The following is a 16,960-nucleotide window of genomic DNA, read 5'->3' on the forward strand; positions in this document are numbered from 1 at the left end:
AAACGCGACGCATGAAAGCAGCGGCAAAAACGCAAAAATCGAAGCGCCAGGAAGAACAGACCAACTTCATCAGTTGGCGTTTTGCGTTGCTGTGCGGCTGTATTTTACTGGCGCTGGTTTTTTTACTTGGACGCGCGGCGTGGCTACAGATTATCGCCCCGGATATGCTGGTGCGTCAGGGCGATATGCGTTCGCTGCGTGTTCAGGAAGTCTCCACCTCACGCGGTATGATTACCGACCGTTCCGGGCGTCCACTGGCGGTCAGCGTACCGGTTAAGGCGATCTGGGCCGACCCGAAAGAAGTTCATGACGCCGGCGGCATCAGCGTTGGCGATCGCTGGAAAGCGCTTTCTACTGCGCTCAATATTCCGCTCGATCAGCTCTCCGCCCGTATCAACGCCAACCCGAAAGGGCGTTTTATTTATCTGGCGCGCCAGGTAAATCCTGACATGGCGGACTACATCAAAAAACTCAAACTGCCGGGCATTCATTTGCGTGAAGAATCCCGCCGCTACTACCCGTCAGGAGAAGTAACCGCTCACCTCATCGGTTTTACCAACGTCGACAGTCAGGGGATTGAAGGCGTTGAAAAGAGCTTTGATAAGTGGCTTACCGGTCAGCCTGGCGAGCGAATCGTGCGTAAAGACCGCTATGGTCGCGTGATTGAGGATATCTCCTCCACTGACAGTCAGGCAGCGCACAACCTGGCGTTAAGCATTGATGAACGCTTACAGGCGCTGGTTTACCGCGAACTGAACAACGCGGTGGCGTTTAACAAGGCGGAATCCGGTAGCGCGGTGCTGGTCGATGTCAATACCGGTGAAGTACTGGCGATGGCGAATAGCCCTTCCTATAACCCCAACAACCTTGCCGGTACGCCGAAAGACGCGATGCGTAACCGTACCATCACCGACGTGTTTGAACCGGGTTCTACGGTTAAGCCGATGGTGGTGATGACTGCGCTTCAGCGCGGTATCGTCAACGAAAATACGGTGTTGAATACCGTTCCATACCGAATTAACGGCCACGAAATTAAAGACGTGGCGCGCTACAGCGAATTAACCCTGACCGGGGTTCTACAGAAGTCGAGTAACGTCGGTGTATCCAAACTGGCGTTAGCGATGCCGTCCTCAGCGTTAGTAGATACTTACTCACGTTTTGGGCTAGGAAAGGCGACCAATTTGGGGTTGGTCGGAGAACGCAGTGGCTTATATCCTCAAAAACAACGGTGGTCCGACATAGAGAGGGCCACCTTCTCTTTCGGCTATGGGCTAATGGTAACGCCGTTACAGTTAGCGCGAGTCTATGCAACGATCGGCAGCTATGGCATTTATCGCCCGCTGTCGATTACCAAAGTTGATCCGCCTGTACCCGGCGAACGCATCTTCCCTGAATCCACCGTACGCACCGTGGTGCATATGATGGAAAGCGTGGCGCTGCCGGGCGGCGGCGGCGTGAAGGCGGCGATTAAAGGCTACCGTATCGCGATTAAAACCGGTACGGCGAAAAAAGTGGGGCCGGACGGTCGCTACATCAACAAATACATTGCTTACACCGCAGGCGTCGCGCCTGCGAGTCAGCCGCGCTTCGCGCTGGTGGTTGTCATCAACGATCCGCAGGCGGGTAAATACTACGGCGGCGCCGTTTCCGCGCCGGTATTTGGTGCCATCATGGGCGGCGTTCTGCGCACCATGAACATCGAACCGGACGCGCTGGCAACGGGCGAAAAAAATGAATTCGTAATTAATCAAGGCGAGGGAACAGGTGGCAGATCGTAATTTGCGCGACCTTCTTGCTCCGTGGGTGGCTGGACTACCCGCGCGAGAACTGCGAGAGATGACGCTCGACAGCCGTGTGGCTGCGGCGGGCGATCTCTTTGTGGCAGTGGTGGGTCATCAGGCGGACGGGCGTCGATATATCCCGCAGGCGATAGCGCAAGGCGTAGCTGCCATTATTGCAGAGGCGAAAGACGAGGCGAGCGACGGTGAGATTCGCGAAATGCACGGCGTACCAGTCGTCTATCTCAGCCAGCTCAATGAGCGTTTATCTGCGCTGGCGGGCCGCTTTTACCATGAGCCATCTGAAAACATGCGTCTGGTGGCGGTGACCGGCACCAATGGCAAGACCACCACCACCCAACTACTGGCGCAGTGGAGCCAGTTGCTCGGCGAAACCAGCGCAGTGATGGGAACGGTAGGCAACGGACTGTTGGGTAAAGTGATCCCGACGGAGAACACAACCGGTTCCGCTGTGGATGTTCAGCATGTGCTGGCCAGTCTGGTTGCGCAGGGCGCGACCTTCGGCGCGATGGAAGTCTCTTCTCACGGCCTGGTGCAGCATCGCGTGGCGGCGTTGAAATTTGCCGCCTCCGTGTTTACTAATTTGAGCCGCGACCATCTCGACTATCATGGCGATATGGCGCATTACGAGGCGGCAAAATGGATGCTTTATTCCACCCACCATCACGGACAGGCAATCGTCAACGCCGATGATGAAGTTGGACGCCGCTGGCTGGCGTCGCTACCCGATGCGGTCGCGGTATCAATGGAAGGGCATATCAACCCTAACTGTCACGGTCGTTGGCTGAAAGCGGAGGCGGTGGAGTACCACGACCGCGGAGCGACGATTCGTTTTGCTTCAAGCTGGGGTGAAGGCGAAATCGAAAGCCGCCTGATGGGCGCGTTTAACGTCAGCAACTTACTGCTGGCATTGGCGACGCTGCTGGCGCTGGGCTATCCGTTAACGGATTTGCTGAAAACCGCCGCGCGTTTGCAGCCGGTTTGCGGGCGTATGGAAGTGTTCACTGCGCCAGGCAAACCGACGGTGGTGGTGGATTACGCGCACACGCCGGATGCGCTGGAAAAAGCGTTGCAGGCGGCGCGCCTGCACTGCGCCGGAAAATTGTGGTGCGTCTTTGGCTGTGGCGGGGATCGTGACAAAGGTAAGCGCCCACTCATGGGGGCCATTGCCGAAGAATTCGCGGATATCGTCGTGGTGACTGACGATAACCCGCGTACCGAGGAGCCGCGCGCCATTATCAACGATATTCTGGCTGGAATGCTGGACGCCGGGCAGGTCAGGGTAATGGAAGGCCGCGCTGAGGCGGTAACCAATGCCATTATGCAGGCAAAAGACAATGACGTTGTGCTGATTGCAGGTAAAGGGCACGAGGATTACCAGATTGTCGGCACGCAGCGTCTTGATTATTCAGACCGCGTGACCGCAGCGCGTTTGCTGGGGGTGATCGCATGATTAGCGTAACGCTCAGCAAAATTGCCGATGTCCTTGGCGCCGAACACCGCGGGGCGGATCTCACGCTCGATACGGTCATTACCGACACACGGAAAGTGACGCCGGGATGCCTGTTCGTGGCGCTGAAAGGGGAACGCTTTGATGCGCATGATTTTGCCGATAAAGCAAAAGCGAACGGCGCTGGCGCCCTGCTGGTCAGTCGTCCTCTGGATATCGATCTTCCGCAGGTGATTGTAAAAGACACGCGTCAGGCATTTGGCCAACTGGCCGCCTGGGTACGTATGCAGGTACCGGCGCGGGTGGTGGCGTTAACCGGTTCGTCCGGCAAAACCTCGGTCAAAGAGATGACCGCCGCGATTCTTAGCCAGTGCGGAAATACTCTGTATACCGCAGGCAATTTTAACAACGACATCGGCGTGCCGATAACGCTGCTGCGCTTAAACCATGATTATGACTATGCGGTAATCGAGTTAGGCGCTAATCACCAGGGAGAAATCGCCTGGACCGTTAGCCTGACGCGCCCGGAAGCGGCGCTGGTCAATAACCTGGCGGCGGCGCATCTGGAAGGTTTCGGCTCGTTGGCCGGCGTGGCGAAAGCGAAAGGCGAAATCTATACCGGTTTGCCTGAGAACGGTATCGCGATTATGAATGCCGATAATAATGACTGGCTGAACTGGCAAAGCATTATTGGCGATCGTCAGGTGTGGCGCTTTTCGCCGAATGCGGCAAACAGCGACTTTACCGCTGCGAATATCCACGTGACGTCACACGGTACTGAATTTACCCTGCAAACGCCGATGGGCAGCATTGATGTGCTGCTGCCGTTGCCGGGGCGGCACAATATTGCCAACGCGCTGGCGGCCGCTGCTTTATCAATGGCGGTGGGGGCTACGCTGACGGCGATTAAAGCAGGGCTGGCGGCGTTAAAAGCCGTACCCGGGCGTCTGTTCCCGATTCAGCTAAGTGAAAACCAACTGGTACTGGATGACGCTTATAACGCCAACGTCGGTTCGATGACCGCCGCAGTGCAGGTCCTTTCTGAAATGCCCGGCTACCGTGTGCTGGTGGTAGGCGATATGGCCGAGCTGGGCGCAGAAAGCGAAGCGTGCCACATCCAGGTTGGCGAGGCCGCAAAAGCGGCGGGTATTGATCGCGTGTTAAGCACCGGAAAACTCAGTCAGGCTATCAGCCACGCCAGCGGCGTCGGCGAACATTTTGCCGATAAAGCCGCGCTCATTGCGCGTTTACACGCTCTGCTTCAGGAGCAACCAATGATGACTATTTTAGTGAAAGGATCACGCAGCGCCGCGATGGAAGATGTGGTTCATGCGTTACAGGAGAAAGGTTCATGTTAGTTTGGCTGGCCGAGCATTTGGTCAAATATTATTCCGGCTTTAACGTCTTTTCTTATCTGACGTTTCGCGCCATCGTCAGCCTGTTGACCGCGCTGTTCATCTCTTTATGGATGGGCCCGCGTATGATCGCTCGTCTGCAAAAACTCTCTTTTGGCCAGGTGGTACGTAACGATGGCCCGGAATCGCACTTCAGTAAACGCGGTACGCCGACGATGGGCGGCATCATGATCCTGACGTCGATTGTGATTTCCGTTCTGTTATGGGCTTACCCGTCTAACCCGTACGTCTGGTGCGTGCTGGTGGTATTGATCGGCTACGGCATTATCGGTTTTGTCGATGACTACCGCAAAGTGGTGCGGAAAGATACCAAAGGGCTGATTGCGCGCTGGAAATATTTCTGGATGTCGGTTATCGCGCTCGGCGTGGCCTTTGCGCTTTATCTCGTCGGGAAAGACACGCCCGCGACCCAACTGGTGGTGCCGTTCTTTAAAGATGTTATGCCGCAATTGGGGCTGTTTTACATTCTGCTGTCCTACTTTGTCATCGTCGGTACGGGTAACGCCGTAAACCTGACCGACGGGCTTGATGGTCTGGCGATTATGCCGACTGTTTTCGTTGCCGCCGGCTTTGCGCTGGTGGCCTGGGCGACCGGGAACATGAACTTCGCCAATTACCTGCATATTCCGTATTTACGCCATGCGGGCGAGCTGGTGATTGTCTGTACGGCGATTGTCGGCGCGGGATTAGGATTCTTGTGGTTTAACACCTATCCGGCGCAGGTTTTTATGGGCGACGTCGGATCGCTGGCGTTGGGCGGCGCGTTGGGCATTATCGCCGTGCTGCTGCGTCAGGAGTTCCTGCTGGTGATCATGGGCGGCGTCTTTGTGGTGGAAACTCTGTCGGTCATCCTGCAGGTGGGTTCCTTTAAACTACGCGGACAGCGTATTTTCCGTATGGCGCCTATCCATCACCACTATGAACTGAAAGGCTGGCCGGAACCGCGCGTGATTGTGCGCTTCTGGATTATTTCGCTGATGCTGGTGCTGATTGGCCTGGCAACGCTGAAGGTACGTTAATCATGGCTGATTACCAGGACAAAAACGTCGTCATTATTGGTCTGGGCTTAACCGGACTCTCTTGCGTGGACTTTTTTCTCGCCCGCGGCGTGACGCCGCGGGTGATGGATACTCGCGTGACGCCGCCGGGTCTGGATAAGCTGCCGCAAGAGGTTGAGCGTCACGTTGGCGGCCTGAACGACGAGTGGCTCTTAGCGGCGGATTTAATCGTCGCCAGCCCTGGTATTGCTCTGGCGCATCCCTCTCTTAGCGCTGCCGCCAGCGCTGGAGTGGAAATTGTCGGCGATATCGAACTGTTTTGCCGCGAAGCGCAGGCGCCGATTGTGGCCATCACCGGCTCGAACGGCAAAAGCACCGTGACCACCTTAGTGGGCGAGATGGCGAAAGCGGCGGGCGTCAATGTCGGCGTTGGCGGCAATATCGGTCTTCCGGCGCTGATGCTGCTGGATGCCGATCGCGAATTGTACGTGCTGGAATTATCCAGTTTCCAACTGGAAACTACCTCAAGTTTGCAAGCGGCGGCGGCAACGGTGCTCAACGTCACTGAAGATCATATGGACCGGTATCCGTTTGGTTTGCAACAGTACCGGGCGGCGAAACTGCGCGTCTACGAGAAGGCGAAAGTGTGCGTGGTGAATGCCGATGACGCGTTGACGATGCCGGTACGCGGGGCCGATGAGCGCTGCGTCAGCTTTGGCGTCAATATGGGTGATTATCACCTTAATCGTCAGCAGGGCGAAACCTGGCTGCGAGTCAAAGGCGAGAAGGTGCTGAACGTGAAAGAGATGAAGCTTTCCGGTCAGCATAACTATACCAATGCGTTAGCGGCGCTGGCGCTGGCGGATGCCGTAGGTCTGCCGCGCGCCAGCAGTTTGAAGGCGTTGACGACATTTACCGGTCTGGCGCATCGCTTCCAGCTGGCGTTGGAGCATAACGGCGTACGTTGGATCAACGACTCGAAAGCGACCAACGTCGGCAGTACCGAAGCGGCGCTAAACGGTTTGCATGTGGACGGTACGCTGCATCTGCTGCTGGGCGGCGACGGTAAGTCGGCAGACTTTTCTCCGCTGGCGCGCTATCTGACCGGCGATCGTATCCGCCTGTATTGCTTTGGGCGCGATGGCGCGCAGCTTGCCGCACTGCGTCCGGAAATCGCCCAACAGACTGAGACGATGGAAGAGGCGATGCGTTTGCTGGCGCCGCGCGTTCAGCCGGGTGATATGGTGCTGCTGTCGCCCGCTTGCGCTAGCCTCGATCAGTTTAAAAATTTTGAGCAACGGGGCGATGTCTTTACCCGTCTGGCGAAGGAGTTAGGTTGATGCGTTTATCTCTCCCCCGTCTGAGAATGCCGCGCGTACCAGGCTTTGGCCTCCTGGCCTGGCTGTTTGCGGCGCTTAAAGGCTGGGTGATGGCTTCGCGCGATAAAGACGCCGACAGTCTGATCATGTATGACCGCACGCTGCTATGGCTGACCTTCGGGCTGGCGGCGATTGGTTTTGTCATGGTGACGTCGGCCTCCATGCCAGTCGGGCAGCGCCTGGCGAACGATCCGTTTTTGTTTGCCAAACGTGATGCGCTCTATATCTTCCTGGCATTTTGTCTGGCGATGGTCACGCTACGTTTGCCCATGACCTTCTGGCAAAAATACAGCACGACGATGCTGATTGCGTCGATCATTATGCTGCTTATCGTGCTGGTCGTCGGGAGCTCGGTCAACGGGGCGTCGCGCTGGATTGCGCTGGGGCCGCTGCGTATTCAGCCTGCGGAGTTTACCAAGCTGTCGCTGTTCTGCTACCTCGCGAACTATCTGGTGCGTAAGGTTGATGAGGTGCGAAATAACCTGCGCGGCTTTTTAAAACCAATGGGCGTGATTCTGGTGCTGGCGGTGTTACTGCTGGCGCAACCTGACCTCGGGACGGTGGTCGTACTGTTTGTCACCACGCTGGCGATGCTGTTTCTCGCCGGGGCGAAATTATGGCAGTTCATCGCCATTATCGGGATGGGCATCTCGGCGGTGATTCTGTTAATCCTCGCCGAACCGTATCGTATTCGCCGCGTTACCTCGTTCTGGAACCCCTGGGAAGATCCGTTCGGCAGCGGTTATCAGCTGACGCAGTCGCTGATGGCTTTTGGTCGCGGTGAGATATGGGGGCAAGGGCTGGGGAATTCGGTGCAGAAACTGGAGTATTTGCCGGAGGCGCACACCGATTTCATCTTCGCCATTATTGGGGAAGAACTGGGTTATATCGGTGTGGTATTGGCGCTTTTAATGGTATTCTTCGTCGCTTTTCGCGCGATGTCGATTGGCCGTAAGGCATTGGAGATTGACCACCGTTTTTCCGGATTTTTAGCGTGTTCTATCGGTATCTGGTTTAGTTTCCAGGCGCTGGTAAACGTTGGCGCGGCCGCGGGGATGCTGCCGACCAAAGGCCTTACGCTGCCGCTGATCAGTTATGGCGGGTCGAGTCTGTTGATTATGTCGACGGCCATTATGTTTTTATTACGTATTGATTATGAAACGCGTCTGGAAAAAGCGCAGGCGTTTACACGAGGTTCTCGATGAGTGGTCAACCGAAGCGGTTAATGGTGATGGCGGGTGGTACCGGCGGGCACGTGTTCCCCGGACTGGCCGTTGCGCATCATTTAATGGCCCAGGGCTGGCAGGTTCGCTGGCTGGGTACCGCCGATCGTATGGAAGCGGATTTAGTGCCGAAGCATGGCATCGACATTGACTTTATTCGGATCTCCGGTCTGCGCGGTAAAGGCGTAAAAGCGCTTCTGGCGGCGCCGCTGCGGATTTTTAACGCCTGGCGGCAGGCGCGGGCGATCATGAAGCGATTTAAGCCGGATGTCGTGCTGGGAATGGGCGGTTATGTTTCCGGCCCCGGCGGTCTTGCCGCCTGGTCATTGGGTATTCCGGTCGTTTTGCATGAGCAAAACGGTATCGCCGGGCTAACCAATCAGTGGCTGGCCAAAATCGCGACCACGGTGATGCAGGCGTTTCCCGGTGCGTTTCCGAACGCGGAAGTGGTGGGTAACCCGGTGCGTACCGACGTACTGGCGTTGCCGTTGCCGCAGGAGCGTCTGGCCGGTCGTGACGGCCCGATTCGCGTGTTGGTGGTCGGCGGTTCTCAGGGGGCGCGAGTCCTGAACCAGACGATGCCGCAGGTTGCCGCCAGACTGGGCGATACGGTTACAATCTGGCATCAAAGCGGAAAAGGCGCGCAGCACACGGTAGAGCAGGCGTATGCCGGGGTGGGACAACCGCAGCATAAGGTAACGGAATTTATCGATGACATGGCCGCCGCCTATGCGTGGGCGGATGTGGTGGTGTGCCGTTCCGGCGCTTTAACGGTGAGCGAGATCGCCGCCGCCGGGTTACCGGCGATATTCGTGCCGTTTCAGCATAAAGACAGGCAGCAGTACTGGAATGCGCTGCCGTTAGAAAACGCCGGCGCAGCTAAGATTTTTGAGCAGCCGCAGTTTACTGTAGAGGCTGTCGCCGACACCCTGGCGGGGTGGTCGCGCGAGGCGTTGTTAACCATGGCGGAGCGTGCCCGCGCGGTATCCATTCCGGATGCTACCGAGCGCGTCGCCAGTGAAGTCAGCCGGGTTGCCCGGACATAATTTGTGGCGGTGCCTTTTGCATCGCAGGGTTTTTCTACCCTCAATAATTTGGGTTGCAGGCAAGCCAACGCATCTGCAATTTGAAGTATGGCGGGTATTGGAGTTAATGGCGTAAAGAATGAATACACAACAACTGGCAAAACTGCGTTCCATCGTGCCCGAAATGCGTCGCGTTCGGCACATTCACTTTGTCGGCATCGGTGGTGCTGGTATGGGCGGTATTGCCGAAGTTCTGGCCAATGAAGGGTATCAGATCAGTGGTTCCGATTTAGCGCCGAATCCGGTGACCCAGCAGTTGACGAGCCTGGGGGCAACGATTTTCTTTAACCATCGTCCGGAAAATGTGCGTGATGCCAGCGTGGTCGTCGTTTCCAGCGCAATTTCCGCGGATAACCCGGAAATTGTCGCGGCGCATGAAGCGCGTATTCCGGTTATTCGCCGTGCGGAAATGCTGGCGGAACTGATGCGTTTTCGCCACGGCATCGCCATTGCCGGGACGCACGGAAAAACCACAACGACCGCGATGGTGTCCAGTATTTATGCCGAAGCGGGGCTGGACCCGACTTTCGTGAATGGCGGACTGGTGAAAGCCGCAGGCGTTCATGCGCGTCTGGGCCATAGTCGTTACCTGATTGCCGAGGCAGATGAGAGCGACGCATCCTTCCTGCATTTGCAGCCGATGGTCGCGATCGTCACCAACATCGAAGCCGACCATATGGATACCTATCATGGCGACTTTGAAAATTTAAAGCAGACGTTTATTAACTTCCTGCATAACCTGCCGTTCTACGGTCGCGCGGTAATGTGCGTCGACGATCCGGTCATCCGCGAGTTGCTGCCGCGGGTGGGGCGTCAGACCACGACGTATGGCTTTAGCGAGGATGCTGACGTCCGCGTAGAAGATTATCAGCAGATAGGGCCGCAGGGGCACTTTACGCTGTTGCGCCAGGGAATGCCGAATCTGCATGTCACGTTGAATGCGCCGGGTCGCCACAATGCCCTGAATGCCGCCGCGGCAGTGGCGGTAGCGACCGAAGAAGGCATTGACGATGACGCTATCCTGCGCGCGCTGGAAAGCTTCCAGGGGACCGGGCGTCGTTTTGACTTCCTCGGCGAGTTCCCGCTTGAGCCGGTGAATGGTAAAGCCGGGACGGCGATGCTGGTGGATGATTATGGCCATCATCCGACTGAAGTAGACGCCACCATTAAAGCTGCGCGAGCAGGGTGGCCGGATAAAAACCTGGTGATGCTGTTTCAGCCGCACCGTTACACGCGCACGCGCGATCTGTATGACGATTTCGCCAATGTGCTGACCCAAGTTGATGCGTTGCTGATGCTGGACGTTTACCCGGCGGGCGAAGCGCCGATTCCGGGCGCGGATAGCCGTTCTTTATGTCGTACGATTCGTAATCGGGGAAAAATTGACCCGATTCTGGTTTCCGATCCGGCTCAGGTTGCGACAATGTTAGCGCCGGTGCTGACGGGTAACGACTTGATATTAGTGCAAGGCGCAGGAAATGTTGGCAAAATTGCGCGTTACTTATCTGAAATCAAGCTGAAGCCGCAAATCCAGGAGGAAGAGCAACATGGCTGATAAAATCGCGGTCCTGTTGGGCGGAACCTCTGCGGAGCGGGACGTTTCGTTAAATTCCGGCGCGGCAGTGTTGGCCGGGTTACGTGAAGGCGGTATTGATGCGCATCCCGTCGATCCGCAAGAGGTCGATGTCGCGCAGCTTAAAGCAATGGGCTTTCAGAAGGTCTTTATTGCGTTGCATGGCCGCGGCGGTGAAGATGGCACCTTACAGGGAATGCTTGAGCTGCTCGGCCTGCCTTATACCGGCAGCGGCGTGATGGCCTCGGCGCTTTCCATGGATAAACTGCGCAGTAAATTGCTGTGGCAGGGCGCGGGCTTACCGGTTGCGCCGTGGGTCGCATTGACGCGCGCTGAGTTTGAAAAAGGCCTTAGCGAAGAACAAAAAGCGCGAATTTCGGCGCTGGGTTTACCGCTGATCGTCAAACCCAGCCGTGAAGGCTCCAGCGTCGGTATGACGAAAGTAGTAGAAGAAAATGCTTTACAGGGTGCGTTATCATTGGCTTTTCAGCATGATGACGAAATACTGATTGAGAAATGGCTGTGCGGTCCGGAATTTACGGTGGCGATAGTTGGCGAAGAAATTTTACCGTCAATTCGTATCCAACCGGCAGGAACCTTCTATGATTATGAGGCGAAGTATCTCTCTGATGAGACTCAGTATTTCTGCCCTGCCGGTTTAGAAGCGTCCCAGGAAGCCGCGCTACAGTCTCTCGTCCTGCAGGCATGGAAAGCTTTAGGCTGCACGGGATGGGGGCGTATTGACGTCATGCTGGACAGCGATGGTCAGTTTTATCTGCTGGAAGCCAATACTTCTCCGGGGATGACCAGCCATAGTCTGGTGCCGATGGCGGCGCGTCAGGCGGGAATGAGCTTCTCGCAGTTAGTGGTACGAATTCTGGAGTTGGCGGACTGATATGTCGCAGGCTGCGCTGAACACGCGAAACAGTGATGAAGAGACGCCTTCTTCACGCCGCAATAATGGAACGCGTCTTGCAGGAATTTTATTCCTGCTGACGGTACTGTGCACCGTGTTTGTTAGCGGGTGGGTCGTGTTAGGGTGGATGGAAGATGCGCAGCGTTTACCGTTATCAAAGCTGGTATTAACCGGCGAGCGTCACTACACGCGTAACGATGATATCCGTCAGGCGATACTGGCTCTGGGCGCGCCGGGAACCTTCATGACGCAGGATGTGAACATTATCCAGAGCCAGATTGAGCGTTTGCCGTGGATTAAACAGGCCAGCGTCAGAAAACAGTGGCCTGATGAATTGAAGATTCATCTGGTTGAATATGTGCCGATTGCGCGTTGGAATGATCAACATATGGTCGATGCTGAAGGGAACACCTTCAGCGTGCCGTCAGACCGCATCGGCAAACAGGTTTTACCCATGTTGTATGGCCCGGAAGGCAGCGCGAGTGAAGTGTTGCAGGGATACCGCGAGATGGGGCAGGTGCTGGCTAAGGATAAATTCACTCTAAAGGAAGCGGCGATGACCGCACGTCGCTCCTGGCAATTGACGCTTAATAACGGCATTAAGCTCAATCTCGGCAGGGGCGATACGATGAAAAGGTTGGCTCGCTTTGTAGAACTCTATCCGGTTTTACAGCAGCAGGCGCAAACCGATGGCAAACGGATTAGCTACGTTGATTTGCGTTATGACTCAGGTGCGGCAGTTGGCTGGGCGCCGCTCCCCCCTGAGGAATCTAATCAGCAACAGAATCAGGCACAGGCAGAACAACAATGATCAAGGCGACGGACAGAAAACTGGTAGTAGGACTGGAGATTGGCACCGCGAAGGTTGCCGCTTTAGTAGGGGAAGTTCTGCCCGACGGTATGGTCAATATCATTGGCGTGGGCAGTTGCCCATCGCGGGGTATGGATAAAGGCGGGGTGAATGACCTTGAGTCAGTGGTGAAATGCGTTCAGCGCGCCATTGACCAGGCGGAATTGATGGCTGATTGCCAGATCTCCTCGGTATATCTGGCGCTTTCCGGCAAACATATTAGCTGTCAGAATGAAATTGGTATGGTGCCCATTTCCGAAGAGGAAGTGACGCAGGAAGATGTGGAAAACGTCGTGCATACTGCGAAGTCAGTGCGCGTGCGCGATGAACATCGCGTGCTGCATGTGATTCCTCAGGAGTACGCCATTGACTACCAGGAAGGCATTAAAAATCCGGTCGGTCTTTCCGGCGTGCGTATGCAGGCGAAAGTACATTTGATTACCTGCCACAACGATATGGCAAAAAACATTGTCAAAGCTGTTGAACGTTGTGGTCTGAAAGTTGACCAACTGATATTTGCCGGACTGGCGGCCAGTTATTCCGTGTTAACGGAAGATGAACGTGAACTGGGCGTCTGTGTCGTGGATATCGGCGGTGGTACAATGGATATCGCCGTTTATACTGGCGGCGCGCTGCGTCATACCAAAGTGATCCCTTACGCGGGGAACGTGGTGACCAGCGATATCGCTTATGCCTTTGGTACGCCGCCGAGCGATGCTGAAGCCATTAAAGTCCGCCACGGTTGCGCGCTGGGTTCCATCGTCGGTAAAGACGAAAGCGTTGAAGTACCGAGCGTAGGCGGGCGTCCGCCGCGCAGCCTGCAACGTCAGACGCTGGCGGAAGTGATTGAGCCGCGTTACACCGAGCTGCTCAATCTGGTCAACGAAGAGATATTGCAATTACAGGAACAGCTTCGCCAACAAGGGGTAAAACATCACCTGGCGGCGGGGATTGTGTTAACCGGCGGCGCGGCGCAAATCGAAGGGCTTGCTGCTTGCGCTCAGCGCGTGTTTCATACGCAGGTGCGTATCGGCGCGCCGCTGAATATCACCGGTCTGACGGATTATGCCCAGGAGCCGTATTACTCAACGGCGGTGGGATTGCTTCACTACGGGAAAGAGTCCCACTTAAACGGTGAAGCAGAAGTGGAAAAACGTGTTACGGCATCAGTTGGCTCGTGGATCAAGCGACTTAATAGCTGGCTGCGAAAAGAGTTTTAATTTTTATGAGGCCGCCAGATATTACGGCCTCAGGCGACAGGCACATGACGGAGAGAGATTATGTTTGAACCTATGGAACTAACCAACGACGCGGTGATTAAAGTCATCGGCGTCGGTGGTGGCGGCGGTAACGCTGTTGAACACATGGTGCGCGAGCGCATCGAAGGTGTTGAATTCTTCGCGGTGAATACCGACGCTCAGGCGTTGCGTAAAACGGCGGTTGGCCAGACCATTCAAATTGGTAGCGGCATTACCAAAGGTCTGGGCGCTGGCGCTAACCCGGAAGTCGGTCGTAACGCGGCGGACGAAGACCGTGAAGCGCTGCGTGCGGCGCTTGAAGGCGCAGACATGGTATTTATCGCGGCAGGCATGGGCGGCGGTACCGGAACCGGCGCGGCGCCAGTGGTTGCTGAAGTGGCAAAAGATTTAGGTATTCTGACCGTTGCCGTGGTGACTAAGCCTTTCAATTTTGAAGGCAAAAAGCGCATGGCATTTGCGGAGCAGGGTATCACCGAGCTGTCCAAGCATGTGGACTCGTTGATCACCATCCCGAACGACAAGCTGCTGAAAGTGCTGGGCCGTGGTATCTCCCTGCTCGACGCGTTCGGCGCGGCTAACGACGTGCTGAAAGGCGCGGTTCAGGGCATCGCAGAGCTGATCACCCGCCCGGGTCTGATGAACGTCGACTTTGCTGACGTGCGTACCGTGATGTCTGAAATGGGCTACGCAATGATGGGCTCCGGCGTGGCGAGCGGTGAAGATCGTGCGGAAGAAGCGGCTGAAATGGCTATTTCTTCTCCGCTGCTGGAAGATATCGACCTGTCCGGCGCGCGCGGCGTGTTGGTCAACATTACGGCGGGCTTCGACCTGCGTCTGGATGAGTTCGAAACCGTCGGTAACACCATTCGCGCGTTTGCGTCGGATAACGCCACCGTGGTTATCGGTACTTCTCTGGACCCGGATATGAACGACGAACTGCGCGTGACCGTTGTTGCCACTGGAATTGGTATGGACAAGCGTCCTGAAATCACTCTGGTCACCAATAAACAGGTGCAGCAGCCGGTGTTGGATCGTTATCAGCAGCACGGTATGGCGCCGCTGACGCAGGAGCAAAAAACGGTCGCGAAAGTGGTTAACGACAATACACCACAGGCGGCGAAAGAGCCGGATTATCTGGATATCCCCGCATTCCTGCGTAAGCAAGCTGATTAAGAATTAGCTGGAATTTGGGATTCTGGGCTCTTTGTGCTAAACTGGCCCGCCGAATGTATAGTACACTTCGGTTGGATAGGTAATTTGGCGAGATTATACGATGATCAAACAAAGGACACTTAAACGTATCGTTCAGGCGACTGGCGTCGGTTTACACACCGGCAAAAAAGTCACCCTGACATTACGCCCTGCGCCGGCCAATACCGGGGTCATCTATCGTCGCACCGACTTGAATCCACCGGTAGATTTCCCGGCCGATGCCAAATCTGTGCGTGATACCATGCTCTGTACGTGTCTGGTGAATGAGCATGATGTACGGATTTCAACCGTTGAGCACCTGAACGCTGCTCTGGCGGGCTTAGGTATCGATAACATCGTTATTGAGGTTAATGCCCCGGAAATCCCGATCATGGATGGCAGTGCCGCTCCGTTTGTCTACCTGCTGCTTGATGCCGGTATTGATGAACTGAACTGCGCCAAAAAATTCGTACGCATCAAAGAGACTGTTCGGGTTGAAGATGGCGATAAATGGGCTGAATTCAGACCGTACAATGGTTTTACGTTGGATTTCACCATCGACTTTAACCATCCGGCGATCGATTCCAGCAGCCAGCGCTACGCGATGAACTTCTCTGCGGATGCGTTCATGCGCCAGATCAGCCGTGCGCGTACCTTCGGTTTTATGCGTGATATCGAATATCTGCAGTCCCGCGGCCTGTGCCTGGGCGGCAGCTTCGATTGTGCCATCGTTGTTGACGATTATCGCGTATTGAACGAAGACGGCCTGCGTTTTGAAGATGAATTCGTTCGTCACAAAATGCTCGACGCGATCGGTGACTTGTTCATGTGTGGTCACAATATTATTGGTGCGTTTACCGCGTATAAATCCGGTCACGCATTGAATAACAAATTGTTACAGGCAGTCCTGGCAAAACAGGAAGCCTGGGAATTTGTGACCTTCCAGGACGACGCAGAACTGCCGTTGGCTTTCAAAGCGCCTTCGACGGTACTGGCATAACGACATACGCTGTCGTATAAAATTCGACTGGTTAACCTGGCACTCTCTCCGGCCAGGCGAGCCAGTCGTTTTTTTTACTATCCTTTATCTGCGCTTTCCTTAATCAGCCATTTTGACAGGGTTAAATGGAAACACGGCGCGTTCGCTGTTTTCTTAGCCGATTTTCACCTTAGCTTCTCGTCATTACTGCTGTAGCGCGTACGCTTTAATGATAAGATTTGTGCGCAAATTGTTTTGATTCCGTAAGCCCATGAGGGGCATATCAGGTGGCAATGACGTGAGTGGAATACTGACGCGCTGGCGACAGTTAGGCAGACGATACTTCTGGCCGCATCTCTTATTAGGGATGGTCGCGGCGAGTTTTGGTTTGCCCGCGCTCAGTAACGCCGCTGAAACCAATACGCCTGCAAGGACGACCGCCAGCACCGCGTCTAAAGTTAACTTTAGCCATCTTGCGCTGTTAGAAGCCTCTAACCGTCGTCCCAATTTCACCGTAGATTACTGGCATCAGCACGCTATTCGCACGGTGATTCGCCACCTTTCTTTTGCAATGGCGCCGCAAACGCTGCCCGTTGCCGACGCGCCGTCGCCATTACAGGCGCATCATATCGCCTTACTGAATACGCTCAGCGCGATGCTCACGCAGGAGGGCACGCCGCCGGCGATTGTTCGTCGCCTCTCCCTGGCGTATTTTGCGCCACAAACCGCATTTAGCATCCCGGCCTGGATAAGTCAGGCGCAGGGTATCCGCGCCGGTCCGCAACGTCTCAGCTAACGAAAAAAGACCCTTTTACTTTATTTGTAGCTCCGCGGCGCGGGGCA

14 protein-coding genes are annotated in these 16,960 nt (G+C 55.6%); all 14 read left to right on the forward strand.

All coding sequences use genetic code 11. The annotated features are described in order from the left end of the window. Positions 1–11: 11 nt before the first annotated feature. Positions 12–1,778 (forward strand): peptidoglycan glycosyltransferase FtsI, encoded by a 1,767-nt coding sequence (gene ftsI / locus J4617_RS19120; RefSeq protein ID WP_000642235.1) that lies wholly within the window; start codon positions 12–14, stop codon positions 1,776–1,778. Next, a complete protein-coding gene (gene murE, locus J4617_RS19125) occupies positions 1,765–3,252 on the forward strand; it encodes a UDP-N-acetylmuramoyl-L-alanyl-D-glutamate--2,6-diaminopimelate ligase (RefSeq protein WP_000775073.1) in 1,488 nt (495 codons plus the stop codon). The genes ftsI and murE overlap by 14 nt, the downstream gene beginning before the upstream one ends. Beyond that, entirely contained in the window at positions 3,249–4,607 is a 1,359-nt protein-coding gene (gene murF, locus J4617_RS19130) for a UDP-N-acetylmuramoyl-tripeptide--D-alanyl-D-alanine ligase (RefSeq protein ID WP_000626636.1), read from the forward strand. Before murE ends, murF begins: the two co-directional genes overlap by 4 nt. After that, complete coding sequence (gene mraY / locus J4617_RS19135; RefSeq protein WP_000964141.1) at positions 4,601–5,683, forward strand: phospho-N-acetylmuramoyl-pentapeptide-transferase; 1,083 nt, start codon at positions 4,601–4,603, stop codon at positions 5,681–5,683. Before murF ends, mraY begins: the two co-directional genes overlap by 7 nt. Before the next feature lie 2 nt (positions 5,684–5,685). Then, positions 5,686–7,002, forward strand: coding sequence for a UDP-N-acetylmuramoyl-L-alanine--D-glutamate ligase (gene murD / locus J4617_RS19140; RefSeq protein WP_000796443.1), 1,317 nt, complete (start codon positions 5,686–5,688; stop codon positions 7,000–7,002). After that, positions 7,002–8,246: a cell division protein FtsW gene (gene ftsW, locus J4617_RS19145; protein ID WP_001239803.1), complete on the forward strand. Its 1,245-nt coding sequence runs from the start codon at positions 7,002–7,004 to the stop codon at positions 8,244–8,246. Before murD ends, ftsW begins: the two co-directional genes overlap by 1 nt. Continuing rightward, positions 8,243–9,310 (forward strand): undecaprenyldiphospho-muramoylpentapeptide beta-N-acetylglucosaminyltransferase, encoded by a 1,068-nt coding sequence (gene murG / locus J4617_RS19150; protein ID WP_000016611.1) that lies wholly within the window; start codon positions 8,243–8,245, stop codon positions 9,308–9,310. The genes ftsW and murG overlap by 4 nt, the downstream gene beginning before the upstream one ends. A gap of 118 nt (positions 9,311–9,428) precedes the next feature. Further along, on the forward strand, positions 9,429–10,904 hold the full coding sequence (murC, locus tag J4617_RS19155; protein ID WP_001096076.1) for a UDP-N-acetylmuramate--L-alanine ligase: 1,476 nt from the start codon (positions 9,429–9,431) through the stop codon (positions 10,902–10,904). Next, on the forward strand, positions 10,897–11,817 hold the full coding sequence (locus tag J4617_RS19160) for a D-alanine--D-alanine ligase (RefSeq protein ID WP_000763895.1): 921 nt from the start codon (positions 10,897–10,899) through the stop codon (positions 11,815–11,817). The genes murC and J4617_RS19160 overlap by 8 nt, the downstream gene beginning before the upstream one ends. 1 nt (position 11,818) lies before the next feature. Further along, the gene (gene ftsQ / locus J4617_RS19165) at positions 11,819–12,649 is read left to right on the forward strand and encodes a cell division protein FtsQ (RefSeq protein ID WP_000075728.1); all 831 of its coding nucleotides are present in this window, start codon (positions 11,819–11,821) and stop codon (positions 12,647–12,649) included. Then, the gene (gene ftsA, locus J4617_RS19170) at positions 12,646–13,908 is read left to right on the forward strand and encodes a cell division protein FtsA (protein ID WP_000588463.1); all 1,263 of its coding nucleotides are present in this window, start codon (positions 12,646–12,648) and stop codon (positions 13,906–13,908) included. Before ftsQ ends, ftsA begins: the two co-directional genes overlap by 4 nt. Positions 13,909–13,968: 60 nt before the next feature. After that, on the forward strand, positions 13,969–15,120 hold the full coding sequence (ftsZ, locus tag J4617_RS19175) for a cell division protein FtsZ (protein ID WP_000462785.1): 1,152 nt from the start codon (positions 13,969–13,971) through the stop codon (positions 15,118–15,120). Between the two features lie 100 nt (positions 15,121–15,220). Then, complete coding sequence (lpxC, locus tag J4617_RS19180) at positions 15,221–16,138, forward strand: UDP-3-O-acyl-N-acetylglucosamine deacetylase (RefSeq protein ID WP_000595487.1); 918 nt, start codon at positions 15,221–15,223, stop codon at positions 16,136–16,138. Between the two features lie 277 nt (positions 16,139–16,415). Continuing rightward, positions 16,416–16,913 (forward strand): secA translation cis-regulator SecM, encoded by a 498-nt coding sequence (gene secM, locus J4617_RS19185; RefSeq protein ID WP_000014336.1) that lies wholly within the window; start codon positions 16,416–16,418, stop codon positions 16,911–16,913. Positions 16,914–16,960 lie beyond the last annotated feature (47 nt).

It is taken from the genome of Salmonella sp. 32010601201800023SM, assembly GCF_017572235.1.
GTDB classification, from domain to species: domain Bacteria; phylum Pseudomonadota; class Gammaproteobacteria; order Enterobacterales; family Enterobacteriaceae; genus Salmonella; species Salmonella enterica.

Excerpts from the sequence above, each read along its gene's own strand:
- murG (WP_000016611.1), top strand. The coding sequence starts at position 8,243 with ATGAGTGGTCAACCGAAGCGGTTAATGGTGATGGCGGGTGGTACCGGC.
- murD (WP_000796443.1), top strand. The coding sequence starts at position 5,686 with ATGGCTGATTACCAGGACAAAAACGTCGTCATTATTGGTCTGGGCTTA.
- lpxC (WP_000595487.1), top strand. The coding sequence starts at position 15,221 with ATGATCAAACAAAGGACACTTAAACGTATCGTTCAGGCGACTGGCGTC.
- ftsI (WP_000642235.1), top strand. The coding sequence starts at position 12 with ATGAAAGCAGCGGCAAAAACGCAAAAATCGAAGCGCCAGGAAGAACAG.
- ftsQ (WP_000075728.1), top strand. The coding sequence starts at position 11,819 with ATGTCGCAGGCTGCGCTGAACACGCGAAACAGTGATGAAGAGACGCCT.
- J4617_RS19160 (WP_000763895.1), top strand. The coding sequence starts at position 10,897 with ATGGCTGATAAAATCGCGGTCCTGTTGGGCGGAACCTCTGCGGAGCGG.
- ftsW (WP_001239803.1), top strand. The coding sequence starts at position 7,002 with ATGCGTTTATCTCTCCCCCGTCTGAGAATGCCGCGCGTACCAGGCTTT.
- murF (WP_000626636.1), top strand. The coding sequence starts at position 3,249 with ATGATTAGCGTAACGCTCAGCAAAATTGCCGATGTCCTTGGCGCCGAA.
- murC (WP_001096076.1), top strand. The coding sequence starts at position 9,429 with ATGAATACACAACAACTGGCAAAACTGCGTTCCATCGTGCCCGAAATG.
- ftsZ (WP_000462785.1), top strand. The coding sequence starts at position 13,969 with ATGTTTGAACCTATGGAACTAACCAACGACGCGGTGATTAAAGTCATC.
- ftsA (WP_000588463.1), top strand. The coding sequence starts at position 12,646 with ATGATCAAGGCGACGGACAGAAAACTGGTAGTAGGACTGGAGATTGGC.
- mraY (WP_000964141.1), top strand. The coding sequence starts at position 4,601 with ATGTTAGTTTGGCTGGCCGAGCATTTGGTCAAATATTATTCCGGCTTT.